Source organism: Streptomyces longhuiensis (genome assembly GCF_020616555.1).
GTDB lineage: Bacteria > Actinomycetota > Actinomycetes > Streptomycetales > Streptomycetaceae > Streptomyces > Streptomyces longhuiensis.
Genome location: NZ_CP085173.1, coordinates 5546366 through 5571337, shown reverse-complemented (window position 1 = coordinate 5571337; position 24972 = coordinate 5546366). Strand labels below are relative to the sequence as shown.

Sequence of the window (24972 nt, the reverse complement as noted above, 5' to 3'; positions counted from 1 at the left end):
GCAGTACGCCCCCGGGCCGGCGTCAGCGGCGCCGGTACACCAGGCGGCCTTCGACGACCGTGGCCACACAGCTGGCCGGGCCGAGCCGTACGAGCGAGGCGCGGTCCGGCACGTCGAACACGGCGAACCTGGCCGGTCCGCCCACGACCAGCGGCGGCAGCAGGACGAGCGGCACCGGCGAGAAGGACACCGGCCCCGGCTGGTTCGGCGGGCGCTGCCCGAGAGCAAGTCCGGCCCTGCGCACCGCGTCCACCACGGCGCGGGAGCGCAGCTCCCCGGCCACGGCGACCGTGCCGTGCGCGAACAGCTGCTGGATGCCGCGCCGCGCGCTGGCCCCGACCCGGGACGGATCGGCACGGAAGATCTCCCGCGCGCGCTCCCCCACGACCGGTCGCGTGCCGAACTCGTCGGCCTCGCGCGGGTCCGGGTGGTACGTGCCTTCGAGGATCTCGGGCCCGTACGGGTTGAGCAGGCCGGGCGTGAGGATGCCGGGCCACCGTCGCACCCGCGCCTGCGGGCGGACGGCGGCGAGGTCCTCGTACGGGCCGAGGGCGGCGACGGACGCCCCGTCGACCAGGACCGCGGCCTCGGGCGAGGCCTCGGCCACGTGGATCGTCAGCAAATGAGCCTCAGTTGGTGGAGACGAGCTTCAGCTCGGGGTGGGCCGTGCCGCCCTCGATCGCGGTGGACGAGATGTGCGACTGGACGCGGTCGTCGACCGGGTCGTTCGCCGGGTCGTCGTGCACGACGAGGTGCTCGTACGTCGTGGCGCGCTGCGCGGGGACGCGGCCCGCCTTGCGGATGAGGTCGATGATCTCCAGGCGGTTCGAGCGGTGCTTGGCACCGGCCGAGGAGACGACGTTCTCCTCCAGCATGATCGAACCGAGGTCGTCGGCGCCGTAGTGCAGCGACAGCTGGCCGACCTCCTTGCCGGTGGTCAGCCAGGAGCCCTGGATGTGGGCCACGTTGTCGAGGAAGATCCGCGCGATGGCGATCATCCGCAGGTACTCGAAGAGCGTCGCCTGCGTGCGGCCCTTCAGGTGGTTGTTCTCCGGCTGGTACGTGTACGGGATGAACGCGCGGAAGCCGCCCGTGCGGTCCTGTACGTCGCGGATCATGCGGAGGTGCTCGATGCGCTCGGCGTTGGTCTCGCCGGTGCCCATCAGCATCGTGGACGTCGACTCGACGCCGAGGCGGTGCGCCGCCTCCATGATCTCCAGCCAGCGCTCGCCGGACTCCTTCAGCGGGGCGATCGCCTTGCGGGGGCGGGCCGGGAGGAGCTCGGCGCCGGCACCCGCGAAGGAGTCGAGGCCGGCCGCGTGGATGCGCTGAATGGCCTCCTCGACGGAGACCTTGGAGATGCGGGCCATGTGCTCGACCTCGGACGCGCCGAGGGAGTGGATGACCAGCTGGGGGAACGCCTGCTTGATGGCGGAGAAGTGCTTCTCGTAGTACTCGACGCCGTAGTCCGGGTGGTGGCCGCCCTGGAACATGATCTGCGTGCCGCCGAGTTCGACGGTCTCGGCGCAGCGGCGCAGGATGTCGTCGAGGTCGCGCGTCCAGCCCTTGGCGGTGTCCTTGGGCGCGGCGTAGAAGGCGCAGAACTTGCACGCCGTCACGCAGACGTTCGTGTAGTTGATGTTCCGCTCGATGATGTACGTCGCGATGTGCTCGGTGCCGGCGTACCGGCGGCGCCGGATGGCGTCGGCGGCCGCGCCGAGCGCGTGCAGGGGAGCGTCGCGGTAGAGGTCGAGCGCCTCTTCGGGGGTGATGCGTCCACCCGCGGCGGCACGGTCGAGGACGGTCTGAAGGTCGGCCTTCTCGGTCACCGGGCGTCCCTTTCGTTGTGTTCGTAAGGGTTGTGGACGGACCGTCTCAGCGTACGCCAGCACGTCCTGTCGCCCGACGTCAGGCGGCGTAGGCGCCCAGCAGTACACCGGCCAGCGCGCCCGCGAGCAGGAACGGCCCGAACGGGATCGCCGTCCGCCGGCCGGCCCGCCGGGCGGTCACGAGAACCGCGCCGTACAGCGCGGCGAACAGGAACCCGGCGAACGTGCCGATGAACACGAGCCCCCACCCGTACCAGCCGAGCACCGCCCCCAGGCCGACGGCCAGTTTCACGTCGCCGAAGCCCATCCCCTGGGGGTGAATAAGGAAGAGCACGAGGTAGCCGCCGCCGAGCGCGAGCGCGCCGAGCAGCGCCGTCGGCCAGTCGCCGCCCGGCTCGGGCAGCAGCGCGGCCAGGCCGAGCAGGACCGGGGCAGCTGCGGCGAGCGGCAGAGTGAGGACGTCGGGCAGCCGCTTCACCCGGGCGTCGACCATCGCGAGGAGCACCGCGGGTGGCGCGAGGAGGAGCCAGGCGCCGAGTTCGGGGCGGGTGCCGGTGGCGGCGGCGAGCACGGCGCAGACGGCGGCGGTGAGCAGGACGGGCGTCAGGACACCGGGGCCGAGCGCCCGGCCGCACACGCCGCACCGCCCGCGGCCCAGCCACCCGCGCGCACCGCCCGGCAGGGGATGCCCGTCCGGACAGCTCGCCCGCCACGTCTCGTCCGGCTCCACGGACAGCCGGTACGCGGCCCGCGGCACGAACAGCCCGGCGGCGGCGCCCCACACCGCCCCGGCCACGACCAGCAGCACATCCACCATGCCCGCCCCTTCCCCCCGTATCCACCGGCGATTCACGTACCGACGCCCGTCTACCGGCCGAGCACCGCCAGCGCGAACGCGAGCCGCCGGTCGAGCCAACCGGCCTGCGGCACATACGACTTGACGCCGTCCACGTGCCCCTGCGTCAGTACGGTCTCCTCGCCGGCCCGCCATGTCACCGGCTTCGCCGTGCGCGTACCGGGCTGGTCGCCACCCTCCGCGCCCAGGCCGAGCACGGAGTCCACGACGCTCCCGACGAGCGCGCCCGCGCCCCGCACCGCGCCGTCCTTGCCGCGCGTCGCGATGTCCTTCGCGCTGCCGTTGGCCCAGTGGTAGCGGGCGACGGCATCGGGACGGCCCGGCTGCCGCAGCCAAAGGCCGTGCTGGACCGTGCGTTTGACGGCGGGCGTGCGATGGACGTGGCCGAGTTCGGCGCCCGCCGCGTCGGTGACCACGTGCCCGTCGCCCGCCGCCGTCACCGTGCACACGAGCCGCTGCGCGCCCCCGGCCTCGTACAGCTCATGCGGTGCGCCGTCCTCGCCGCCACCCACGACGTACGCGGCGGGCGCGAAGTGGCGCACGCCCGCGACCGCCGTGGGGACGCGTACGGCCAGGCGCCCCTTCCCCGGCTTGCGCGGGAACGACGCGGCCCGCTCGATGTCGGTCACGACGAACCAGCTGACGTCCTCCCACGCCGCCGGCTCGACCAGCGGCCCGTTCGCTCCCCTGTTCCTGCCGAATCCCATGTCCCCGCTCCCCCTTCGTGTGTCGCGCAAGGCCCGCCTCGGCCACCTCAGTCGGCGGGCCGCATCGTGGCGACGGGGTCGCCCGCGCGCGCGTTGTCCGTCTCGTAGGTGAGGCGGTCGCCCGACTTCGACTTGACCAGGCGGACTTCATGGCGGCCGGTGGTGCACTGCCCGCCGTTCGACTTCTTGGCGATGCCCGTGGCGACGATCCGGTCCTCCTCGACCCTCTTGAGGACGAGGACGTCCTCGCAGACCGCGCCGATCGGGTCGGTCTGGTGGAACGTGCCGAACTCCTCGCCGATCCGCCCCTGTTCGACGGTGACACGGAACGTGCCCATCGGCAGCGTGCCGCCGAGCCCGGTGCCGGGGCCTTCCCAGGTACCCACGTAGGAGGCGGGGACCGCGCCCTTCGGGGCGGCGTCGGAGGGCGAGGCCGTCGCCGCGGGCGGATGGCCGCCCGCCGTGTCGCTCCCGCCCTCCGAGGAGCCGGGCAGCAGGTCGAACAGGAACACCGAACCCAGGGTGACGGCGGCGAGCGCGCCCGCGACACCTAGCGCGACCGTGCAGCTGAGCCTGCGTCCACGCCCTCCGGCGCCGGGCACGGACGTCGCGGCCACACTGACGGAGAGTTTCCCGGCACCCGGCACCTCGGTGCGCGGCGCGGGCACGACGGCGTCGGCGGGGGCGGGGAGGGCGGCCGGCCCGTACGCGGGATCGGGCGGCCCGAACACCCCGGCGGGCGATCCCGCCGAGTCCGACGGCCAGGCGACCGAGGGCTTGCTGAACCCGACCGGACCCGACCCCTCGGCGGCACCCGCGGGCGCCGCGCCCTCCAGGTCCAGGAGTGCCACCGCGCTGCGCCCCACCTGCTCCACCAGCGCGCCCGGCAGCCACCCCGCCGCCACGAGCCGGGCCGCGCCCTGCGGGGCGAGGGCGCTCGCCACCTCGTCAGGGGTGGGCCGCGCGGCCGGGTCCTTCGCCAGGCACGCGGCGGCGACGTCGCGCAGCTCCCCGCGCGCCAGGCCGAGTTCGGGCTCCTCGTGCACCACCTTGTAGAGGAGCGCGGCGGACGAGTCGCCGGAGAACGGGGACGTGCCGGTCACCGCGTAGACCAGGACCGCGCCGAGGGAGAAGACGTCGGCGGCGCCCGTGACGCCCTTGCCGAGGATCTGCTCGGGCGCCATGTATCCCGGCGACCCGATCGAGACGCCGGTGGAGGTGAGGGAGGCGGTGCCGTCGGTGGCGCGGGCGATGCCGAAGTCGATCAGGCGCGGGCCGTCCACGGTGAGCAGTACGTTCGACGGCTTCACGTCGCGGTGGACGAGCCCGAGACCGTGCACCGCCGACAGCGCCTCGGCGAGGCCCGCGCCCAGGACCCGTACGGAGTGGTCGGGCAGGGCGCGTTCCTTCACGGCCTGGGCGAGGGAGGGGCCGGCCACGTACCCGGTCGCCACCCACGGCACGGACGCCTCCGGGTCGGCGTCGAGGACCGGCGCCGTCCAGGCTCCCCCGACGCGGCGCGCGGCGTCGACCTCGCGCCGGAAGCGCGCCCGGAACTCCTCGTCGAGCGCGAAGTGCGGATGGACGACCTTCACGGCGACGGTGCGGCCTCCGGCGCTGCGGCCCAGATAGACGCGGCCCATTCCGCCCGAACCGAGCCTTCCGAGCAGCCGGTAGGGCCCGATCGTGGTCGGTTCGCCGGCTTCCAGCGGCTGCATGACCTGGCCTCCCCCTGTGCCCACGCTCCCGTCGGGCCAGGGTAGTCCTCCCCCGCCACGGCGCCCCGGATGCCACCGCTCGACGGAACGCCTCCCTCCGATATCCGCGTGCGCGGCGTATTCAAAACGTTCACCGGTGAAATTCCTGACGTTCACAGGCGATCGCAACCGAACGGCCCGTTGTTTCCCGGATAGCCGGAATTGCCCCGCGCACGAGAGGGAGCGGCACACAGAAGGCGTACGCGAATTCCCGCGGGGGAATTCCCGTACGCCTTCCGGGGCCGGCGGAGCTACCGCGTCACGGCTGCAGCAGATCGACCCGGACATCGGCCGCGAAGCCGGTCGTCGGACCCACCCGGCGGGCGAACTCCGTGACGCCCTCCAGCTGCCGCGTACCGAAGCGGAAGTCGAGCGTCGTGAAATAGCGTTCGAGGATCTCCTCGTCGAAGACCTCCCAGCGGGAGGCCTGCTCGGCGACCTTGGTGACCTCTTCCAGGGACACGTCCCGGGAGGCGAGGAACGCCTCGTGCACCTTGCGCGTGATGAGCGGCTCGCGCTCCGCGTAGTCCTTGCGGGCGGCCCACACGGCGAAGACGAACGGCAGTCCCGTCCACTCCTTCCACAGGGCGCCGAGGTCGTGCACCTGCAGTCCCAGGCGCGGCGCGTCGTGGAGGTTGGCGCGCAGGGCCGCGTCCCCGATGAGCACGGCCGCGTCCGCGTCCTGCATCATCAGGCCCAGGTCGGGCGGGCACGTGTAGTAGTCGGGCTGTACGCCGAAACGGTCGGCGAGCAGCAACTGCGCGAGGCGCACGGACGTGCGCGAGGTGGAGCCGAGCGCGACCCGCCGCCCGTCGAGCTGGTCGAGAGGTACCTGCGAGACGATCACGCACGACATCACCGGGCCGTCGCAGCCGACCGCGAGGTCGGGGAAGGCGACGAGCTGGTCGGCGGCCTTCAGGAACTCGACGAGGGTGATGGGCCCGATGTCGAGGTCGCCCTGGACGAGGCTCTCGCTGAGCTTCTCCGGGGTGTCCTTCGTGAGCTCGAGGTCGAGGAGCGTTCCCGTCCTGGCAAGTCCCCAGTACAGGGGCATGCAGTTGAGGAACTGGATGTGGCCGACTCGTGGCCGGTTGCGCTGCGGGGTCTCGGGAGAATTGTCCACATCGCGAGGCTAGACCCCATGCGGTACGGTGCAGGCTTCAGGGTCCCCGAGTCGGCTCTGTCAACCCTTTGGCGCCCCGTGTCAAACCTCCGGGTGACGTGATCTTTCCCTCTATTGCATTCCGGTGCCTGCGTGCTAGGCTCGCCGCAAGTTGCAGTTTGGTTTCCCTTGCAGTACAGAGCCTGCGGAGCATGTGACCGCGGGCTCTCGTCGTTTTCAGACTTTTGCAGTTGTTCGCAAGTGCATTTGCAGGTTCTGGAGCAGGGCGACCCTTTGGCCCAAGGAGGGCTTATGGCTACCGGAACCGTGAAGTGGTTCAACGCTGAAAAGGGCTTTGGCTTCATCGCCCAGGAAGGCGGCGGCCCGGACGTCTTCGTCCACTACTCCGCGATCAACGCAAACGGCTTCCGCTCCCTCGAGGAGAACCAGGCCGTGAGCTTCGACGTCACGCAGGGCCCGAAGGGCCCGCAGGCGGAGAACGTCACCCCCATGTAAGTGGGGCGTCCCCAGGTTTGCCCTTGGGACGTCGTGACTCCGGAACGGATGCAGTACCCAAGGAGCCCCGCTCCGCCAAGTGCCCCGGCACGCGGCGGAGACGGGGCTCCTGCCTTTTCGGCTCACGCGTACTGCATGACCAGAACACAGGTCGTACCCGGCTCCAGGGCGCGGCAGGTGTGCGGGACGTCGCCGGGGTACGACATGTAGTCGCCCGGGCCGAGTTCGACCGGGTCGTCCTGGGGTCCCGCGAGGACCCGGCCGGTGCCCACGACGATGTGCTCGACGGCGCCCGGCATGTGGGGCTCCGATTCACGGGGCGCGCCGGGCTCGACCTGGAGGAAGTAGAGGTCACGGCGGGAGCCCGGCGGGTTCGGCGAGAGCAGCGTCGCCGCGTAGTCGGCCTGCTCGGACGGTACGGCGACGCCCTGGCCCGCCCTGATGACCTGGACGACGGGGCGCGGCGGGTCGAGCAGCAGACTCGGCGGGACGTCGAGCGCGACGCTCAGCGCCCAGAGGGTCTCCAGACTCGGGTTCCCGCTCGCCGACTCCAGTTGCGACAGCGTGGACTTGGCGATCCCCGCGCGCTTGGCCAGCTCGGACAGGGAGATCCCGGCCCGGCCGCGCTCGCGGCGCAGGGCCGCGGCGATGCGGTCGAGGGGGAGGCGGGGGGTCTCGCCGGCCATGCTGCTCCTATTCACCGTTCGTTCGCTGCGGCGGGCCAAATCGTTCGCCTTGACGAACGGATGGTCTCGTGTCCATTCTACGAGTATGCGTTCGTCACACCGAACAGAAAGCCCGCTTGAGCGAACGGCGGCCTCTGGCACACCCTCGGACCTCGCCGCCGCTCCCGCCCGCGCCGACCGGCGTCTCCTGCGCGACATCGCGCTCGTCTGCCTCGCCGACGCCGTCGTGGGAGTCTCCTTCGGCGCGATCGCGGTCACCGGCGGGCTGCCCGTCTGGGTTCCCGTGCTGATGTCGCTGATCGTCTTCGCCGGGTCGGCGCAGTTCAGCACCGTCGCCGTGCTCGCGGCGGGTGGCGGTCCCGTGGCCGCCGCGGCGACCGGGCTGCTGCTCAACACCCGCACGGCCGCGTTCAGTCTGGCCGTCGCGGACGCACTCGGCCGGTCCTGGCCCGTACGCCTCGTCGGCGCGCACCTCGTCACCGACGAGACGGCGGCGTTCGTCCTCGCGCAGCGCGATCCCCGGCGGCGCAGGGCGGCGTTCTGGATATCGGGCCTCGGGCTCTTCGCCGCCTGGAACCTCAGCGTGCTCGCCGGGGCGCTCGCGGGCTCCGCGCTCGGGGACACCGCCCGGTTCGGCCTGGACGCGGCGTTCCCGGCGGTGCTCCTCGCCCTCGTCCTGCCCGCGCTGCGCGGCTCGGCCGGGGTACGGCGTGCGGCGGCGGTCGGCGCGGTGATCGCGGTCGCCGCGACGCCGGTGCTGCCCGCGGGGGTACCGGTCCTGCTGGCGCTGACGGGACTGCTCGTGGCCCGCACGCCCCGACGGATGACCCCTTCCCGCACGCCCCGTCCGGGATCCCCTTCGCGTACGACCCGTCCGGGATCCAACTCCCGTACGACCCGCCGGGGAACCACTTCCCCCACGCACCGTCCGGGAGCCCCTTCCCGTATGCCCCGTCCGGAATTCCCTTCCCGTACGCCCCGCCCGGGCCCCCCTTCCAGCACGACCTCCCCGGGAGCCTCCTCGTGAACGCCACGCTCGTCGCCGTCCTCGTCCTGGCCGCCGGGACGTACGCCTTCCGGCTCGCCGGGCCCCTGCTGCACGGGCGGGTCGAACTGCCCGCGCGGGTGCAGGAGTTGCTGACCGTCGGGGCGACCGTGCTGCTGGTGGGTCTGCTCGCGACGGGGGCGCTGACCGAGGGGCACGGCTTCGCCGGGTGGGCGCGGCCCGCCGGAGTGCTGGCCGGCGGGCTGCTCGCGTGGCGGAAGGCGCCCTTCGCCGTCGTCGTCGTGGGCGCCGCCGCGACGACGGGCCTCCTGCGGCTCGTAGGCATGTCGTAGCACCCCCCAGGTGCGGCAATCCGTTCAGGATCGAGCGGTGAACGCCTCCAAATCGCCCCAGGCCGGGCCCATTCGGCGGCATACGAACGAATTGTGGCTCCAATCGGTCGCGCGGACCGACATCAGGGGAACCGCCGCTACTGTGATCGGCCCGCGTCACCGACCGGAACCGCGCAGAGGCCACGTATGCCGATTTCTGCGCACGCACCGATGCCGGGGACCGCCCGCCCGGCACATGCTGGCCGCATCCGACCGGAACGCAGCAAGAGGCAGCACGACGGAGGCACCAGAACATGCCGGAGCTCCTGCACACCCGGGCCGTGGGACTCGTCGGCCGGGGCGGCGCCGCGGCCGCGCTCGAAGGGCTGCTGCGCGCGGAGCGCCTGGTCACGGTCGCCGGGCCGGGCGGCGTCGGCAAGAGCGCGCTCGCCGCCGAAGTCGCACGGCGTATGCGCCGCGAGCCCTGGTCCGCGACGGGCACCGCCGACCTGGCCACGCTCGACATCCCCGGACTCGTGCCGCACGCGCTCGCCCGCGCCCTGCGCATCGACGGCGATCCCGCGGTGCCGCAACTCCCCGCGCTGGCCGCCGCGATCGGGCGGCGCCCGGTGCTCCTCGTCATCGACACCTGCGAGCGGCAGGCCGCGGAGTGCGCCGCCACGCTGCTGCACCTCGTACAGACGTGCCCGGAGCTTCGCGTCCTCGCCACCAGCAGGGTCCCGCTGGACACCCCGGTCACGTTCCCGCTGCCCCCGCTCACCCCCGGCGGCGCGGCCCGCCTGCTCAGGACGGCCGCGCGGGCACTCGGGGCGCCGCGGGACCCGGACCCCGAGCCGGCCCGCCGCGTCTGCGCGGCACTCGGCGGCCTGCCGCTCGCCCTGCGCATCGCGGCGGGCCAGCTGAACCGCCACGACGCCGACGACCTGCTGTCACTCATCGGCCACCCCGAGCGCCTCCTCGACCTGCCCGCCCCGATGCCCGCGCTGCCGCACCGGCTGCGCACACTGCGCGCCTCGCTGCGCTGGAGCCAGCGGCTCTGCCCGCCCGGCGAACGGCTGCTGTGGGCGCGGGCCTCCGTCTTCACCGGGCCTTTCACCCTGTCCGACACGGTGACGGTGTGCGCGGACGACCGGCTGCCGGCCGACGAGCTCGCCCGCGCCTTCGAGGGGCTCATGGCCCACTCCCTGTTCACACCCGAGCCGTCGACCCCCGGCGCCTTCCGTATGACTGCGGCCACGCGTGCGTACGGCAGGCATCTGCTGGAACGGCTGGGCGAGGACGCCGAGTTCCGGCGCCGGTGCCTGGCGCACTGCCTGCACAACGACTCTGTCGCGCCCTAGCCGTTCTTCTTCCCGGGCAGGGCCCAGGCCGCCAGCGCCGCCGTCACGCACAGGAGGCCGCCCGCGACGATCAGGCTCGTCCGCATGCCCCCGAGTGAGAAGCCGTCACCGGCGCCGCCCGCGATGAGGGAGCCGAAGAGGGCGACGGCGAGGGCGCCGCCGGTCTGGCGGAACGCGTTCAGGAGGCCGGAGGCCGTGCCCGCGCGGGCCGCCGGAACGCTGTCCATGAGCAGGGCGGTGAGCGCGGGGACCGCGAACGCGCCGCCCATGCCCGTCGGGACGAGCAGGAGCAGGATCAGCCAGACCGGGGTGTGCGGGGCCAGCGGCAGCAGGCAGAACATGCCGAGGGCGAGGACGGCCTGCCCGGTCACGATGACGGGACGGCGGCCGAAGCGCTCGGCCATCGGCGGGGAGACGAGGTTGGTCGACGTGATGATCGCGGCCAGCGGTACGAACATGAGACCCGCCTCGGTGCCGGACATGCCGCGCAGCTGCTGGTAGTAGAGGCCGAGCAGGAAGATCGCGCCGTAGAAGGCGACGTTGACGGCGAAGCCGATGGCGAGGGAGACGCTCACGTCGCGCCGCCGCAGCAGGGGCAGCGGGACCATGGGCGCGCGGTGGCGCTTCTCGGCGGCGAGGAAGGCGAGCGCCCCGGCGACGGCCACGCCGAGAGCCACGAGGACGGACGGGGCCGTCCAGCCCGCGTGGCCGCCCTCGATGACCGCGAAGGCGAGCCCGGCGAGCGCGAGGACCGCGGTGACCTGGCCGGCCAGGTCGAGCGGGGCGGGACGGCGCGGGGAGCGCGGGACGCGGGTGAGGAGGGCCAGGATCAGGGCGCCCACCGGAAGGTTCAGGAAGAAGACGGCGCGCCAGCCGGCGGCCTCGGTGAGTATGCCGCCGAGGACGGGGCCGACGGCCATGGCGACCGAACCGCCCACCGTCCACAGGGCGATGGCCCGTGCGCGGTGACGCGCGTCGTCGTAGGCCTGACGGATCAGCGCGAGCGAGGCCGGCATCACGACGGCCGCGGCGCCGCCCTGGACGACACGGGCCGCGACGAGCGTGCCGATGCCGGGCGCGAGGGCGCAGGCGAGCGAGGCGAGGGTGAACAGTGCGACGCCCCAGGCGTAGGCACGCCGCGCACCGGCCCGGTCGGCGAGCGCCCCTGCGGAGAGCATGAGCGCGGCGAACATCAGGGTGTACGCGTCGACGATCCACTGGAGCCCGGTGATGCCGCCGTGCAGGGACGTACGGATGGCGGGCAGGGCGATGTTCACGGCGGAGACGTCGATGGAGATGACGGTGAATCCGAGGAGCGCGGCGCCGAGGGCGAAGCCGGACGCCCGCACGGGTGCCGGCGAACCGGCCTCCGAGGATGGGACACGGGTCGGGTTCCGCTGGTCGGCGTGGGTGGCGGCGGACGGCATCTTCGGGGCTCCTCGGGTGGAGAAACGGGTGGGCGACGTGGTCCGTCGGTTCCTCCCCGGTACGGCTTCGTGCGGGCGGCTCCGGCGACCGCGGCCGCGGCCCGGTGTCGTGCACCCCCTGGGTCCGCGGCGGCCGGGCCGCCCGCAACGGGATCAACTCTGCGCGGTGTTGGCGCCAGGTGGCAGGGCGCCGTTCACCGGGGCGCGGCGTTCCTGGTCCTGACACGGCCCCCCAGGAACGTCGCCGGGCAGGGAGAATGGGGGTATGGCTGGTGGAGCGACGCACGACGGCACGGAACTGGGCAGGTATCTCAAGGCGCGGCGCGCGCTCGTGAGCCCGGCGGACGCGGGGCTGCCCGCGGGCGCGGGGATCCGGCGGACGCCGGGCCTGCGCCGTGAGGAGCTGGCGACACTCGCCGGTGTCAGCGTCGACTACTACACGCGACTGGAGCGCGGCCGCGAGACGAACCCCTCCACGGCCGTGATCGACGCGATCAGCCGCGCCCTGCGGCTGTGCGGCGACGCGCACGAGCGGCTGCACGACCTGGCCGAGCTGGCCTCGGGCCGTCTCACCGAGCCGCACCCCACGACCGACCGCACGGTGCGCGACTCGGTCCGGCGGGTCCTGGAGGCGCTCAGTCCGCTGCCCGCGTACGTGGTGAGCCCGCACAACTACGTGCTGGCGGCGAACCCGGCGGGCCGCCGACTCCTGCCCGGGCTGTGGGACTGGCCGGACGAGGAGCGCAACATCACCCGGTATCTGTTCCTGCACCCTGTGGGGCGCAAGCTCTACGTCCCCTGGGAGGAGACGGTCGCGCAGTCGGTGGCGCATCTGCGCGCGGTGGGCGGCAAGGACCCGAACTCGCCGGAGCTGGCCGCCCTGGTCGGCGAACTCGTCCTGAAGTCACCGGAGTTCGCGAAACTCTGGGACCGGTACGAGGTGCTCGAGCGCGGCGGCGGCACCAAGACGTTCGCGCACCCGAAGGTCGGCCCGATGACCCTCACCTTCGAGGTCATGCAGCTGGCGCGCACGGGCGGCCAGCGCCTCGTCACCTACCAGGCCGAGCCCGGCAGCCCGGACGAGGCGGCCATGCTCCGCCTGGACCCGGCGGCCCGCCCGGACCGCCGGGAACCCTGACCTCCCTTGCCGCTCAAGCGCGTTCGAGTATCGCGGTGACGCCCTGTCCGCCGGCGGCGCAGATCGAGATCAGTCCGCGGGAGGGGGCATCGCGTTCGCTCAGGAGTTTCGCCAGGGTGGCCACGATGCGGGCGCCGGTCGCGGCGAAGGGGTGACCGGTCGCGAGGGAGGACCCCGCGACGTTGAGGCGGGCCCGGTCGACGGGCGCGAGCCCCCGCTTCTCCCAGGCGGCCAGCGTCGCGAGGACCTGTGAGGCGAACGCCTCGTGCACCTCGAAGAGGTCGAAGTCCTCGATGCCGAGCCCGGCCCGCTCCAGCATCCGGGGCACGGCGTGGGCGGGCGCCATGAGCAGCCCATCCCCCTCTCCCCCGGTCACGTCCCCGCCGACGAAGTCCACCGCCCCGGTCTCGTACGCCGTGAGGTGGGCCAGCGGTTCGAGTCCCCGCTCGGCGGCCCACTCCTCGCTCGCGAGCAGGACCACGGCCGCGCCGTCGGTCAGCGGGGTCGAATTCCCGGCCGTCATGGTCGGGTTCGGGCCGTCCGCGCCGAACACCGGCTTGAGCGTGGCGAGTTTCTCCACGGTGGACCCGGGGCGCAGGTTCTGGTCACGGTCGAGCCCTCGGTAGGGGACGACGAGGTCGTCCAGGAAGCCCCGCTCGTAGGCGGCCGCGAGCCGCTGATGACTGGCGGCGGCCAACTCGTCCTGCGCCTCGCGGGCGATGCCCCAGGCGCGCGCGGTGACGGCGGCGTGCTCGCCCATGGACAGCCCGGTGCGCGGCTCGGCGTTGCGCGGGATGTCCGGTACGAGGTGCTGGGGGCGCACCCGGGTCAGGGCCTTGAGGCGCGCGGGCAGGGAACGGGCGCGCCGCGCGTCGAGGAGGATGCGGCGCAGGGAGTCGTTGACGCCGAGCGGCGCGTCGCTCGCCGTGTCGGCGCCGCCGGCGACCGCGCTGTCGAGCTGCCCGAGCGCGATCTTGTTGGCGGCGGCGATCACGGCCTGGAGCCCGGTGCCGCAGGCCTGCTGGATGTCGTACGCCGGGGTGCGCGGGTCGAGTGCCGAGCCGAGGAGGGTCTCGCGCGCGAGGTTGAAGTCGCGACTGTGCTTGAGGACGGCTCCGGCGACGAACTCGCCCACGGCGCCGGGAGCGTGGAGGTCGTAGCGCGCGGCGAGGCCGTCGAGGGCCGCGGTCAGCATGTCCTGGTTCGAGGCGGTCGCGTAGGGGCCGTCGGAGCGGGCGAAGGGGATGCGGCTGCCGCCGACGACCGCGACGCGGCGCGGCAGTTCTGCGCTCACCGGGCGTGCCGGGCGTTCCATCTCGACCAACTCCTGACCGTTGAGTAACCTTACTCGGAAGTAAATTACCGACCGCGCAGGGAGTTGGACAATGGCCGACCGCTATCTGAACTTCACCGGTACGGCCCCGGGCCGCTTCCTGACCCGCCGCCTGGGCCTCCCCCAGCCCGCACAGCTGCACCGCTGGACGCCCGAACGACCGTCGCTGGACGGCCCGTTGCTCCATCTCACGGCGGGCGGGGCCGGGCACACGGCGGAGCTCGCGGAGCTGCTGGCGCGCACCGGCCCCGACGTGCGGGCGGCGGCCGAGCGCCCCGCCGCGATCGTCCTCGACGCCACCGCGGTCACGGGCGTCGCCACGCTCGCCGAGGTGCACGCGGCCCTGCACCCGGTCGCGCGCTCGGTCGCGCCCAGTGGCCGCATCGTGGTGCTCGGCGCCCCGCTCTCCCGCGACGACCACCACCAGGCCGCCGCCCAGCAGGCACTCGAAGGGTTCGTGCGCTCCCTCGGCAAGGAGATCGGCCGCGGCCGCACCGTCACCCTCGTACGCGTCGAAGGGCCCGTGGCAGCCGCCGAGTCGACCCTCCGCTTCCTCCTGTCGCCCAAGTCCGCCTACGTCAGCGGCCAGGTGATCGAGGTCGCGGCGGCCGGCACCACCACGCCCGCCGACTGGGCGCGCCCCCTGGCCGGCCGCACGGCCCTGGTCACGGGCGCCGCCCGCGGCATCGGCGAGGCGGTGGCGGAGGTCCTCGCGCGGGACGGGGCCCGCCTGGTCCTCCTGGACGTGCCGTCCGCACAGGCTGACCTGGAGGCACTCGCGGCCCGCCTCGACGCGACCGCGCTGCCCCTCGACATCACGTCCCCGGACGCGGCCGAGCGGATCACGGACGCGGTCCCCGCCCTGGACACCCTCGTCCACAACGCGGGCATCACCCGGGACCGCACCCTCGCCAAGATGCCCGCCGACCGCTGGGCCACGGTCCTCGACGTGAACCTCGCGAGCGTCCTGACCACCACGGACGCCCTGCTCACGTCCGGCACCCTCAGCCGCGGCGGCCGCATCGTCGCCACCGCATCCATCGCCGGTCTCGCGGGGAACGCGGGCCAGACGAACTACGCGGCCGGCAAGGCGGGCATCGTCGGACTGACCCGCTCCCTCGCCCCCAAGGCGCTCGCCGAACACGGCGTCACGGTCAACGCGGTGGCGCCCGGCTTCATCGAGACGAAGATGACGGCCGCGGTCCCGCTGTTCATCCGCGAGGCGGGCCGCCGCATGAACTCCCTCGGGCAGGGCGGGCTTCCGGTGGACGTGGCGGAGACGACGGCCTGGCTCGCGCACCCCGCCTCCGGCGCCGTCAACGGCCAGGTCGTCCGCGTCTGCGGCCAGAGCCTGCTGGGGGCCTGACGTCCATGACGACCGTCACGCTCACCGCGCCCCCGTCCCTGCCGCCCCTCCTGGCCCGCGGCGCCCTGCTCTCACCCCTCAAGCGCCCGGGCCCCGGCGCCGAGGCCCCCGGGACCCGCCTGGTCCTGCCGGCCGCGCGCGCCGACCGCGCCCGACTGGCCGCGTACCGCGAGGTGTGCGGCTTCGCCCCGGACTCGGCCGCGCTCCCGGTCACGTATCCGCACGTCCTCGGCTTCCCCCTGGCGATGCGGATCATGGCCGAGCGGCGCTTCCCGCTTCCTCTGCTCGGCCTCGTCCACACCTCCGTCACCGTCACCCAGGGGCAGGACCTGCCGGTCGACGAGGCGTACGAACTCTCCGTGTACGTCAAGGAGTTGGCGCCCCACCGACGCGGCACGGAGGCCACGGTCGTCACCGAGCTGCGGGCGGGCGACACGCGTGCGTGGACCTCGACCAGCACCTACCTGGCGCGCCACCGCACCGGCGCACCCGTGAGGGCGGTGGCCGAGGAGCGTCCCGAGCCGCTGCCCGCCGTGGCCGAATGGAAGCTGCCCGGCGACCTGGGCCGCCGTTACGGCGCCGCGTCCGGCGACCGCAACCCCATCCATCTGCACCCGCTCACGGCCCGCCTCTTCGGCTTCCCGCGCGCCATCGCGCACGGCATGTGGACGGTCGCCCGCTGCCTCGCCGAACACGGCGCGGAGGGCGAGGTGCAGGTGCGCGCCGCGTTCAAGGCCCCCGTACTCCTGCCGGCGACCGTGACGTACGCGTCCCGGGGGCCCGCCTTCGAACTCCGCTCGGCGCGCACCCATGTCACGGGCGAGGTGCTACGCGCCGGGGGCGGGTGACCAGCGCCGGCCCTCCATCAGGTTCCCGAGGCCCGACCAGGCGAAGTTCATCAGCGTGGCCGCGGCCTCCTTGGCCGTGACCGACGGGTCCGTGTTGGCCCAGCCGGCCAGCGACTCCGCTGCCCCGACCAGCGCCTGCGCGAGCCCGGCGACCTCGCGGTCGGGCAGCGCGGGATCGCCGTGCGCCTCCCTGGCCGCTGCGGCGATCAGCCCGGTCACGAACGCGACGATCTCCTCCCGCATGGCCGTGACCTCGACGACGAACGGCTCACCGCCCGTCCGCGCGTGGCTGTGCAGGACGGCCCAGCCGTCGGGGTGGTGCGCCGTGTGCGTGAAGAACGCCCGGAGCCCGTCCCACAGCTGCCGGTCGGCTCCCCCGCCGTCGGAGACACCCGCGCGTACGGCCGCGATCAGGGCCGCCGACTCGCGCTGGATGCACGCGGAGAAGAGCTCTTCCTTGGAGTTCAGATAGAGGTACACCAGCGGTTTCGACACCCCGGCGAGCTCCGCGATGTCGTCCATCGACGCGGCCCGGTACCCACGCTCACCGAACACCCGCACCGCCGCGTCGAGCATCTGACGCTCCCGCACGGCCCGCGGCATCCGCTTGGCCCTCACTTCGCCCACCCCGGCCGCCCGCCTCTCTCCACACCGCGTCCGCCCGCAAGCGTAGCCACCACAACGCACACACCCCGCACCACGACCGGAGGGAACCGGCGGGTGCGGGGTGCGGACGGGTACGAGCCTGGGGACTCAGGCGGCGGCACCCACCGCCTGAGGCTCGTCCTCGTGCTGGCTCTCTGCCACGAGCTCCTCGACGGGAGACGCGGTGGCGCGGTCGTACTTCACGCGGTCCAGGATGTTCTCGCGGGCGGCCACGATGACCGGCACGAGCGCCTGTCCGGCCACGTTCGTGGCGGTGCGCATCATGTCCAGGATCGGGTCGATGGCGAGGAGCAGGCCCACGCCCTCCATCGGGAGACCGAGCGTCGACAGGGTCAGCGTCAGCATGACCGTGGCACCGGTCAGTCCGGCGGTCGCGGCGGAGCCGATCACCGAGACGAACGCGATGAGCAGGTACTCCTTGATGCCGAGCTGCACGTCGAAGATCTGCGCGACGAAGATCGCGGAGATCGCCGGGTAGATCGCGGCGCAGCCGTCCATCTTGGTCGTCGCGCCGAACGGCACGGCGAAGGAGGCGTAGTTGCGCGGGACGCCGAGGCGCTCGGCGGACTGCTGGGTGACGGGCATCGTGCCGACGGAGGAGCGGGACACGAAGGCCAGCTGGATCGCGGGCCAGGCGCCCTTGAAGAACTGGAGCGGGTTCAGCTTGGCGACGGTCGCGAGGAGCAGCGGGTAGACACCGAAGAGGACCAGGGCGCAGCCGACGTAGATGTCGATCGTGAACGTCGCGTAGTTGCCGAGGAGGTCCCAGCCGTACTGGACGATGGCGCGGCCGATGAGGCCGGCGGAGCCGATCGGGGCGAGCAGGATGACCCACCACAGGGCCTTCTGCAGCAGTTCGAGCACCGACTCGGACAGGGAGAGGATCGGCTGGGCCTTCGGGCCGATCTTCAGGATGGCGACACCGGCCACGACCGCCATGAAGACGATCTGCAGGACGTTGAGCTCGGTGAACGGCGTGACGACATCGGTCGGGACGATGCCGGTCAGGAAGTCCAGCCAGGAGCCGGCGTGGTCGGGCTTGGAGCCGTCGGCCGGGGTGAGGTTCGAGCCGTTGCCCGGGTTGGTGATCAGGCCGATCGCGAGGCCGATGACGACCGCGATCAACGAGGTGATCATGAACCAGAGCAGGGTGCGGCTGGCGAGCCGCGCGGCGTTGTTGACCTTACGCAGATTGGTGATCGACACCAGGATCGCGAAGAAGACCAGCGGGGCCACGGCCAGCTTCAGGAGCTGGATGAAGATGCCGCCGACCTTGTCGAGGGTCGTGGCGAGCCAGGACACGTCGTAGGTGCGGGCGACGTAGCCGAGCACGAGGCCGACGACGAGGCCGAGAAGGACCTGGGCCCAGAAGGGGATGGGTATCCGGAAGCGGGGCTTCTGCTTCTCGGACGCGGACGCGGTGTTCGCGGACACGGACACACTCCAGTGATGACGCGCGGGTGGGGTCGGACGTAAGGAAGCGGCCACCGCGGGAGGAAGAACCAGGGGCGCCGCTGCATCGGGGGGTCGCTTCAGAGGCGACAGGCCGCGGACATGCAACGGCAGAGATCGACATGCAGGCGCGCCACGAGCGGAACGCTCATGGGCATGCGGGCTGCGGATGTCTTCATGACAATCACGTTAACACTCATGCTTTGAGAACATCAAAGGGGTTCTTTGGGTCAGAAATGACCCTTCTATGGTTCTTGGGCCTGGAAAACGCAGGTGGCCCCGGCATCGAGCGATGCCGGGGCCACCTGTGCTGTGACGAAGCTTACGAGTCTCTTACACGGGACTTCGGGGGCGAGCGCGTGACGACGAGGCGCGTTACGAGGCGCTCTGCGCGCGGGCCGCGTCGTCCGCGAGGTCCTCCTGCGTGCGATTGCGCTCGTAGTTGGCCTTCGTGCGGTCGACGCGCTCGACGATCTGAACCGAGGCCCGGTCGCGCTCCTTGCGCAGCACGACGTAGCTGATGGGCGCGGAGATGACGAGACCGAGCAGGGCGATCCACAGGAAGTACGAGCTTCCGGCACCGCGGGGCACGATGCCCGTCGAGGCGAGGCCCCAGACGACAAGGAAGCAGCCCGCGAAGATCCCGAAGCGCATCAGCGTGTAGCGGAGCATGTCAATCCACTCTTCCGTTCCGAATCGGTCCTACGCACCCCCAGTGAAGCATGCGGCCCCCGAAGGGCATTGAGCGGCATCGCAAGTAATGGCTAGAGTGGACCTATGACCCTTACGTTTCAGTTGGACCCGCAGATCGGACCGGCGCTGCGGGACGACGTCCTCGCGCTCTGGGCCGACGTGTCCAACGCGGGCGGAGCGGTCGGCTTCGTCCCGCCCGTCACCACCGAGGACATACGCCCCGAGCTGGTCAGGCACCTCGCCGCGATGGCCGAGGGCCGCACCCGGCTCCTGGTCGGACGCGACGAGGAGGGCGCCGTCGCGGCGACGGCCTTCTTCACGTACAACCAGCACCGCCTGCAGAAGCACTACATCTGGCTGTACACGGTGATGGTCCACCCGCGACACCAGGGCAAGGGGTACGGGCGTGAACTGATGGCCGCCGCCGCCGACGCCGCCCGCGCCTTCGACGGCATCGAGGCGATCCGCCTCACCTGCCGCGGCGGCACCGGCGCCGACCGCTTCTACGCGGCGTGCGGCTACAAGGAGGTCGGCCGCGTCCCCGGCGCGATCCGGGTGGCCCCCGGCGACGACCGCGACGACATCACGATGCTGCTGCCGGTGGCCTGACCCACGTACCGCGACACGGGAAGAGGGGCCCGGCCACCGGCCGGAACCCCTCTTCTTCGTCACACCTGCCTGTCGTCGGAGACGGCGTCAGACGCGCATCGCCTGCGGCGTCTCACGGCGCGCCGGGTCCGGGCCGTCGTACTCGCGGATGATCTCGTACCGGGTGTTCCGCTCGACGGGCCGGAAGCCGGCGTCGCGGATCAGGTCGAGCAGGTCCTCGCGGGTCAGCTTGTTCGGCGTCCCGTAGTTGTCCGCGTCGTGCGTGATCTTGTACTCGACGACCGAGCCGTCCATGTCGTCGGCGCCGTGCTGGAGCGCGAGCTGGGTGGTCTGCACGCCGTGCATGACCCAGAAGCACTTCACGTGCGGCACGTTGTCGAACAGGAGCCGGGAGACCGCGAAGGTCTTGAGCGCCTCGGCGCCGGTCGCCATGGTCGTGCGCGCCTGGAGGCGGTTACGGACCTTGCCGTCCTTCATGTCGACGAAGTCGTGCTGGTAGCGCAGCGGGATGAAGACCTGGAAACCGCCGGTCTCGTCCTGGAGTTCACGCAGGCGCAGCACGTGGTCGACGCGGTGGCGGGGCTCCTCGATGTGCCCGTACAGCATCGTCGACGGGGTCTTGAGACCCTTCTCGTGCGCGAGGCGGTGGATCCGCGACCAGTCCTCCCAATGGGTGGCGTGGTCGACGATGTGCTGCCGGACCTCCCAGTCGAAGATCTCGGCGCCACCGCCGGTCAGCGACTCCAGACCGGCTTCGATCAGCTCGTCGAGGATCTCGGAGGCGGAGAGCCCGGAGATCGTCTCGAAGTGGTGGATCTCCGTCGCCGTGAACGCCTTCAGCGCGACGTTCGGCAGCGCCTCCTTGAGGGCCTTCAGGGAGCGCGGGTAGTAGCGCCAGGGCAGCGTCGGGTGCAGGCCGTTGACGATGTGCAGCTCGGTGAGGTTCTCGTTCTCCATCGCCTTGGCGAGGCGGACGGCCTCCTCGATGCGCATCGTGTACGCGTCCTTCTCGCCCGGCTTGCGCTGGAACGAGCAGTACGCGCACGAGGCGGTGCACACGTTCGTCATGTTGAGGTGGCGGTTGACGTTGAAGTGGACGACGTCGCCGTTCTTGCGCGTCCGCACCTCGTGGGCGAGCCCGCCCAGCCAGGCCAGGTCGTCCGACTCGTACAGCGCGATGCCGTCCTCACGGGACAGCCGCTCGCCGTCCCGCACCTTCTGCTCCAGCTCGCGCTTGAGCCCTACGTCCATTGCCATTGCTCCTCACCAAAGACTGCGGCCAACCGTACTCCCCGCCCTTCGGGCGGAAGAGGCCCCCATCGGGCACTTCGCGCCCTCCCTCACTCCTCCTCAGGCAGCTCCCCCACCCGGTTCTCCCACTTGGTGGACAGCACGATCGTGGTGCGCGTACGCGAGACACCCTTCGTGCCGCTGAGGCGGCGGATGGTGCGCTCCAGGCCGTCCACGTCGCCGACCCGCACCTTGAGCATGTAGGAGTCGTCGCCCGCGATGAACCAGCAGTCCTCGATCTCGTAGAGGTCCTTGAGCCGGCGCGCCACGTCCTCGTGGTCGGCGGCGTCGGAGAGCGAGATGCCGATCAGGGCGGTGACCCCGAGACCGAGCGAGGGCGAGTCGACGGTCGCGCGGTAGCCGGTGATGACACCGGCCGCCTCCAGGCGGTTGATGCGGTCGGTGACGCTGGGCCCGGACAGGCCTACGAGGCGTCCCAGCTCGGCATACGAGGCGCGGCCGTTCTCGCGCAGGGCCTGAATGAGCTGCCTGTCCACGGCGTCCATGGGTCCATGCCTTTCATTATTCTGCGTTGACGCGAGTTTACGTGTAGAATCTAAGGCGTGCAGGGCGTTGCCCCTGTGAATCTTTCAGCCGAAACCCGGTTTCACCTTCGGCTTCCCTACCAAGCGATCTTCGACTACCGATCAAAGACGATCATTCAGGAGTGTTGTCACCGTGTACACGATCGAGATGGCCTACGCCCGTATGCGCGAGCTGCAGGACCAGGCCAACCGCTCGCGTGCCCACCAGTCCGCCGTCGAGGCGCGTACCGCTGAGAAGCGGGCCGCGCGCGCCAAGAAGCGCTAACGGTCCGGAGAGCCGCCCCCGAGCTCTCCCTCCCACCGGCGGTAGAGCCGATGCGGCACCCCTGCCGCGTCGAGCGCCCGCCCGGCGACGAAGTCCACCAGATCCTGGATGTGCGTCGCCCCCGCGTAGAACGCCGGAGAGGCGGGCAGGACCACCGCGCCCGCCTCGTCCAGCGCCACCAGATGCTTCAGCGTCTGTCCGTTCAGCGGCGTCTCGCGCACCGCGACGACCAGCCCGCGCCCTTCCTTGAGTGTCACGCTCGCCGCGCGCTGGAGCAGATCCTTCGACAGACCGAGCGCCACGCCCGCCACGCACGCCGTGGACGCGGGCACGATGATCATGCCCTTCGCCGGATACGACCCGGACGACGGTCCCGCCGCCAGATCCCCGGCGGACCAGTACCTGACCCGCTCGAGGGCGGCGCCCACCGCGAACGTGTCCGGCTTCCCGTCCGCCCCGCGCGCCAGCCACTGCCCGAGGTCCTCGCGCCAGTGCGCGTCCCGGAAGGCGATCCCCGTCTCGTCGAGCAGCGTCAGCCGCGAGGCGCGCGAGACGACGAGGTCCACGTCCTCCCCCGCGTCGAGCAGCGCGCGCAGAACCGCGGCGGCATACGGGGTCCCCGATGCGCCGGACACCCCCACGATCCAAGGCCGGCGCCCAATTTCTCCTGCGGTCATGCCATCGAGCCTATCCGGCACCCGTGCGCGGTCAGACAGTCAGGCCGCGCACGAGGAGGTCGAGCAGCGCACACGCGAACAGGGCGATCCCGATGAAGCCGTTGACCTGGAAGAAGGCCCGGTTGAGCCGGGACAGGTCGCGCGGCCGCACAATCGTGTGCTCGTAGAGGAAGGCGCCCGCGACGACGACGAGGCCGAGCCAGAAGAACGCGCCCGCGTCCGTGGCGAGGGCGTACCAGACGAACAGCGCCGTGGTGAGCGCGTGGCAGCCGCGCGCTCCCCAGATCGCCGCCGGGATTCCGAAGCGGGCCGGTACCGACATCACGCCGACCTCACGGTCGGTCTCCACGTCCTGGCAGGCGTAGATGAGGTCGAAGCCGCCGATCCAGATGCCGACCGCGAGTCCGAGGATCACCGCGTCCCACGACCACTCGCCCGTGATCGCGAGCCAGGCGCCGACCGGGCCCATCGCCTGGGCGAGACCCAGGATGGCCTGCGGGAAGTTCGTGAACCGCTTGCCGTACGGATAGACGACCATCGGGATGACCGCGATGGGCGCGAGCGCCAGGCACAGCGGGTTGAGCAGGGCGGCCGCGCCGAGGAAGACGACGAGCGCGATGAGCGCGCCGGTCCAGGCGGACTTCACGGACATCGCGCCCGTGACGAGTTCGCGGTGGGAGGTCCTCGGGTTACGGGCGTCGATCTCGCGGTCGATGATCCGGTTCACGGCCATCGCGAACGTGCGCAGGCCGACCATCGCGATCGTCACGAGCAGCAGCCGCCACCAGTGGATGTTCCTGTCCATCTGGAACATCGCGGTGAGCGCGGCGATGTACGCGAAGGGCAGCGCGAACACCGAGTGCTCGATCATGACGAGGCGCAGGAACGCCTTGGTCCGGCCCGGCTGCGGGATCGCGGCGGAAGCGCTGGTCACAGGCCGTACTCCTTCCAACGGCGGTCGACCGTCGCCGCCGTCTGCGGGTCGGACAGCACCATCTCGGGCCAGCCGCCGTCCCGCGTGTAGCCCTCCTCGGGCCACTTTTTCGTCGCGTCGATGCCCGCCTTGCCGCCCCAGAACTGCTGGTACGACGCGTGGTCGAGGTGGTCGACGGGCCCCTCGGCGACGGTCAGGTCACGGGCGTAGTCCGTGTTGCCGAGCGCCCGCCACGCGACCTCGTGCAGGTCGTGCACGTCGCAGTCCGAGTCGACGACCACGATCAGCTTGGTCAGCGACATCATGTGCGCGCCCCACACGGCGTGCATCACCTTCTGCGCGTGTTTCGGGTACTTCTTGTCGATCGAGACGATCGCGCAGTTGTGGAATCCGCCCGACTCGGGCAGGTGGTAGTCCACGATGTCCGGCACGATGATCTTGAGGAGCGGCAGGAAGAAGCGCTCCGTGGCCCGGCCCAGAGGGCCGTCCTCCGTCGGCGGGCGCCCCACCACGATCGACTGGAGCAGCGGGCGCTTGCGCATCGTCACGCAGTCGATCGTCAGCGCGGGGAAGGGTTCCTGCGGCGTGTAGAAGCCGGTGTGGTCGCCGAACGGCCCCTCGGGGAGCATCTCCCCGGGCTCCAGCCACCCCTCGAGGACGACTTCGGCGTTCGCCGGCACCTGGAGCGGCACCGTCTTGCAGTCGACCATCTCGATCCGCTTGCCCTGGATGAACCCGGCGAAGAGGTACTCGTCGATGTCCCCGGGCAGCGGCGCCGTCGACGCGTACGTCACGGCGGGCGGGCAGCCGAAGGCGATCGCGACCGGCAGCTTCTCGCCCTTCCTGGCGGCCACCTGGTAGTGGTTGCGGCTGTCCTTGTGGATCTGCCAGTGCATACCGATGGTGCGCCGGTCGTGGCGCTGGAGCCGGTAGAGCCCGAGGTTGCGGATGCCGCTCTCGGGGTCCTTGGTGTGCGTCAGGCCCAGGTTGAAGAAGGAGCCGCCGTCCTCGGGCCAGGTGAACAGGGCCGGGAGCTGGTCCAGGTCCACGTCGTCGCCGCGCAGGACGACCTCCTGCACCGGCGCGTCCTTCACCTTCTTCGGCGGCACGTGGACCATCGAGCCGAGCTTGCCGAACGCCTCGCGCACGCCCACGAAGCCGTGCGGCAGCTCGGGGCGCAGCAGGCCGCCGATCTTGTCGCTGATCTCCTCGTAGGACTTCAGGCCGAGCGCCTTCAGCAGGCGCCGGTCGGTCCCGTACACATTCATCGCGAGGGGCATCGAGGAGCCGCGCACGTTCTCGAAGAGGAGAGCGGGGCCGCCGGACTTCTGCACCCGGTCGACGATCTCACCGACCTCGAGATAGGGGTCGACCTCGGCCTTGATGCGCTTGAGGTCGCCCTCGCGCTCCAGCGCCCGCAGGAGGGAGCGAAGATCGTCGTAAGCCATGCGTCCCAGTATCGCTGAGGGGGCACGCTCTTCCTGCGCCCGCCCCTGCCCTTCGGCCGGGGGGCCGGGGGTCGTCCCCCGGGATGGCGCAGCGCGCACCGGCTACCCTGACCCGGTCACCGGGGGCCCGTATCGTCCCCATGCCGCTCC

At 72.0% G+C, this 24972-nt stretch carries 25 protein-coding genes and 1 pseudogene; 9 read left to right on the top strand and 17 right to left on the bottom strand.

The window, feature by feature from the left end:
- Window positions 1-22: 22 nt before the first annotated feature.
- From LGI35_RS25825 to LGI35_RS25800, 6 genes are all read right to left on the bottom strand, one after another.
- A complete protein-coding gene (locus LGI35_RS25825) occupies window positions 23-622 on the bottom strand; it encodes a hypothetical protein (RefSeq protein WP_227296703.1) in 600 nt (199 codons plus the stop codon).
- A 7-nt stretch (window positions 623-629) separates the two neighbouring features.
- On the bottom strand, window positions 630-1829 hold the full coding sequence (gene mqnC / locus LGI35_RS25820; RefSeq protein ID WP_227296702.1) for a cyclic dehypoxanthinyl futalosine synthase: 1200 nt from the start codon (window positions 1827-1829) through the stop codon (window positions 630-632).
- Between the two features lie 79 nt (window positions 1830-1908).
- A complete protein-coding gene (locus LGI35_RS25815; RefSeq protein ID WP_227296701.1) occupies window positions 1909-2646 on the bottom strand; it encodes a prepilin peptidase in 738 nt (245 codons plus the stop codon).
- A 50-nt stretch (window positions 2647-2696) separates the two neighbouring features.
- Entirely contained in the window at window positions 2697-3392 is a 696-nt protein-coding gene (locus LGI35_RS25810; protein ID WP_227296700.1) for a hypothetical protein, read from the bottom strand.
- Between the two features lie 47 nt (window positions 3393-3439).
- On the bottom strand, window positions 3440-5110 hold the full coding sequence (locus LGI35_RS25805) for a serine/threonine-protein kinase (protein ID WP_227296699.1): 1671 nt from the start codon (window positions 5108-5110) through the stop codon (window positions 3440-3442).
- Window positions 5111-5408: 298 nt separating this feature from the next.
- Window positions 5409-6272 (bottom strand): menaquinone biosynthetic enzyme MqnA/MqnD family protein, encoded by an 864-nt coding sequence (locus LGI35_RS25800; RefSeq protein WP_227296698.1) that lies wholly within the window; start codon window positions 6270-6272, stop codon window positions 5409-5411.
- Window positions 6273-6563: 291 nt separating this feature from the next.
- Between LGI35_RS25800 and LGI35_RS25795 the strand changes: the two genes are divergently transcribed.
- Complete coding sequence (locus LGI35_RS25795) at window positions 6564-6767, top strand: cold-shock protein (protein ID WP_006138897.1); 204 nt, start codon at window positions 6564-6566, stop codon at window positions 6765-6767.
- Window positions 6768-6889: 122 nt separating this feature from the next.
- Here LGI35_RS25795 and LGI35_RS25790 read toward each other — a convergent pair whose 3' ends face one another.
- A complete protein-coding gene (locus tag LGI35_RS25790) occupies window positions 6890-7453 on the bottom strand; it encodes a helix-turn-helix domain-containing protein (RefSeq protein ID WP_116511266.1) in 564 nt (187 codons plus the stop codon).
- Window positions 7454-7538: 85 nt separating this feature from the next.
- On the opposite strand from LGI35_RS25790, the pseudogene LGI35_RS25785 reads away from it, so the two are divergent.
- The 3 genes and pseudogenes from LGI35_RS25785 to LGI35_RS25775 all read left to right on the top strand — a co-directional run.
- Window positions 7539-8270, top strand: a pseudogene (locus LGI35_RS25785) (AzlC family ABC transporter permease); the annotation flags it as partial.
- 206 nt (window positions 8271-8476) lie between these two features.
- Window positions 8477-8791 carry an AzlD domain-containing protein gene (locus LGI35_RS25780; protein WP_227296697.1) on the top strand — a complete coding sequence of 105 codons (315 nt, stop codon included), beginning with the start codon at window positions 8477-8479 and terminating at the stop codon, window positions 8789-8791.
- A 293-nt stretch (window positions 8792-9084) separates the two neighbouring features.
- Window positions 9085-10131, top strand: a complete 1047-nt coding sequence (locus LGI35_RS25775) for an ATP-binding protein (RefSeq protein ID WP_227296696.1) — start codon at window positions 9085-9087, stop codon at window positions 10129-10131.
- Here the strand turns inward: LGI35_RS25775 and LGI35_RS25770 are convergent.
- Entirely contained in the window at window positions 10128-11558 is a 1431-nt protein-coding gene (locus LGI35_RS25770) for an MFS transporter (RefSeq protein ID WP_227296695.1), read from the bottom strand. The genes LGI35_RS25775 and LGI35_RS25770 overlap by 4 nt on opposite strands.
- Before the next feature lie 265 nt (window positions 11559-11823).
- Here LGI35_RS25770 and LGI35_RS25765 point away from each other — a divergent pair, with 265 nt between their 5' ends.
- On the top strand, window positions 11824-12696 hold the full coding sequence (locus tag LGI35_RS25765; RefSeq protein WP_227296694.1) for a helix-turn-helix domain-containing protein: 873 nt from the start codon (window positions 11824-11826) through the stop codon (window positions 12694-12696).
- Window positions 12697-12709: 13 nt separating this feature from the next.
- On the opposite strand, the gene LGI35_RS25760 is transcribed toward LGI35_RS25765, so the two are convergent.
- Complete coding sequence (locus LGI35_RS25760; RefSeq protein ID WP_227296693.1) at window positions 12710-14011, bottom strand: acetyl-CoA C-acetyltransferase; 1302 nt, start codon at window positions 14009-14011, stop codon at window positions 12710-12712.
- Window positions 14012-14081: 70 nt separating this feature from the next.
- Between LGI35_RS25760 and LGI35_RS25755 the strand changes: the two genes are divergently transcribed.
- Window positions 14082-15395, top strand: coding sequence for a 3-oxoacyl-ACP reductase (locus LGI35_RS25755; RefSeq protein WP_227296692.1), 1314 nt, complete (start codon window positions 14082-14084; stop codon window positions 15393-15395).
- A 5-nt stretch (window positions 15396-15400) separates the two neighbouring features.
- Window positions 15401-16243, top strand: coding sequence for a MaoC/PaaZ C-terminal domain-containing protein (locus LGI35_RS25750; protein WP_227296691.1), 843 nt, complete (start codon window positions 15401-15403; stop codon window positions 16241-16243).
- Here LGI35_RS25750 and LGI35_RS25745 read toward each other — a convergent pair.
- The 3 genes from LGI35_RS25745 to LGI35_RS25735 form a co-directional block, all read right to left on the bottom strand.
- Window positions 16223-16870 carry a TetR/AcrR family transcriptional regulator gene (locus LGI35_RS25745; protein WP_227296690.1) on the bottom strand — a complete coding sequence of 216 codons (648 nt, stop codon included), beginning with the start codon at window positions 16868-16870 and terminating at the stop codon, window positions 16223-16225. The two genes, LGI35_RS25750 and LGI35_RS25745, sit on opposite strands and share 21 nt — an antisense overlap.
- A gap of 126 nt (window positions 16871-16996) precedes the next feature.
- Window positions 16997-18343 (bottom strand): dicarboxylate/amino acid:cation symporter, encoded by a 1347-nt coding sequence (locus tag LGI35_RS25740; protein ID WP_227296689.1) that lies wholly within the window; start codon window positions 18341-18343, stop codon window positions 16997-16999.
- A 393-nt stretch (window positions 18344-18736) separates the two neighbouring features.
- The gene (locus LGI35_RS25735) at window positions 18737-19033 is read right to left on the bottom strand and encodes a DUF4229 domain-containing protein (RefSeq protein ID WP_116511299.1); all 297 of its coding nucleotides are present in this window, start codon (window positions 19031-19033) and stop codon (window positions 18737-18739) included.
- Between the two features lie 105 nt (window positions 19034-19138).
- Between LGI35_RS25735 and LGI35_RS25730 the strand changes: the two genes are divergently transcribed.
- Window positions 19139-19663: a GNAT family N-acetyltransferase gene (locus LGI35_RS25730; RefSeq protein WP_227296688.1), complete on the top strand. Its 525-nt coding sequence runs from the start codon at window positions 19139-19141 to the stop codon at window positions 19661-19663.
- Between the two features lie 87 nt (window positions 19664-19750).
- On the opposite strand, the gene mqnE is transcribed toward LGI35_RS25730, so the two are convergent.
- Entirely contained in the window at window positions 19751-20914 is a 1164-nt protein-coding gene (mqnE, locus tag LGI35_RS25725) for an aminofutalosine synthase MqnE (protein WP_227300504.1), read from the bottom strand.
- Between the two features lie 89 nt (window positions 20915-21003).
- On the bottom strand, window positions 21004-21459 hold the full coding sequence (locus tag LGI35_RS25720; RefSeq protein WP_116511305.1) for an Lrp/AsnC family transcriptional regulator: 456 nt from the start codon (window positions 21457-21459) through the stop codon (window positions 21004-21006).
- A gap of 172 nt (window positions 21460-21631) precedes the next feature.
- On the opposite strand from LGI35_RS25720, the gene LGI35_RS46170 reads away from it, so the two are divergent.
- Complete coding sequence (locus tag LGI35_RS46170) at window positions 21632-21763, top strand: hypothetical protein (protein ID WP_264484737.1); 132 nt, start codon at window positions 21632-21634, stop codon at window positions 21761-21763.
- Here the strand turns inward: LGI35_RS46170 and LGI35_RS25715 are convergent.
- Genes LGI35_RS25715 through LGI35_RS25705 form a run of 3 tightly spaced genes read right to left on the bottom strand, consistent with a single transcriptional unit; the run spans window position 21760 to window position 24822 of the window.
- On the bottom strand, window positions 21760-22440 hold the full coding sequence (locus tag LGI35_RS25715) for a UbiX family flavin prenyltransferase (RefSeq protein ID WP_227296687.1): 681 nt from the start codon (window positions 22438-22440) through the stop codon (window positions 21760-21762). The two genes, LGI35_RS46170 and LGI35_RS25715, sit on opposite strands and share 4 nt — an antisense overlap.
- A gap of 31 nt (window positions 22441-22471) precedes the next feature.
- A complete protein-coding gene (gene mqnP, locus LGI35_RS25710) occupies window positions 22472-23374 on the bottom strand; it encodes a menaquinone biosynthesis prenyltransferase MqnP (protein ID WP_227296686.1) in 903 nt (300 codons plus the stop codon).
- Window positions 23371-24822, bottom strand: coding sequence for a menaquinone biosynthesis decarboxylase (locus tag LGI35_RS25705; protein ID WP_100597997.1), 1452 nt, complete (start codon window positions 24820-24822; stop codon window positions 23371-23373). Before LGI35_RS25705 ends, mqnP begins: the two co-directional genes overlap by 4 nt.
- Window positions 24823-24972: the final 150 nt, after the last annotated feature.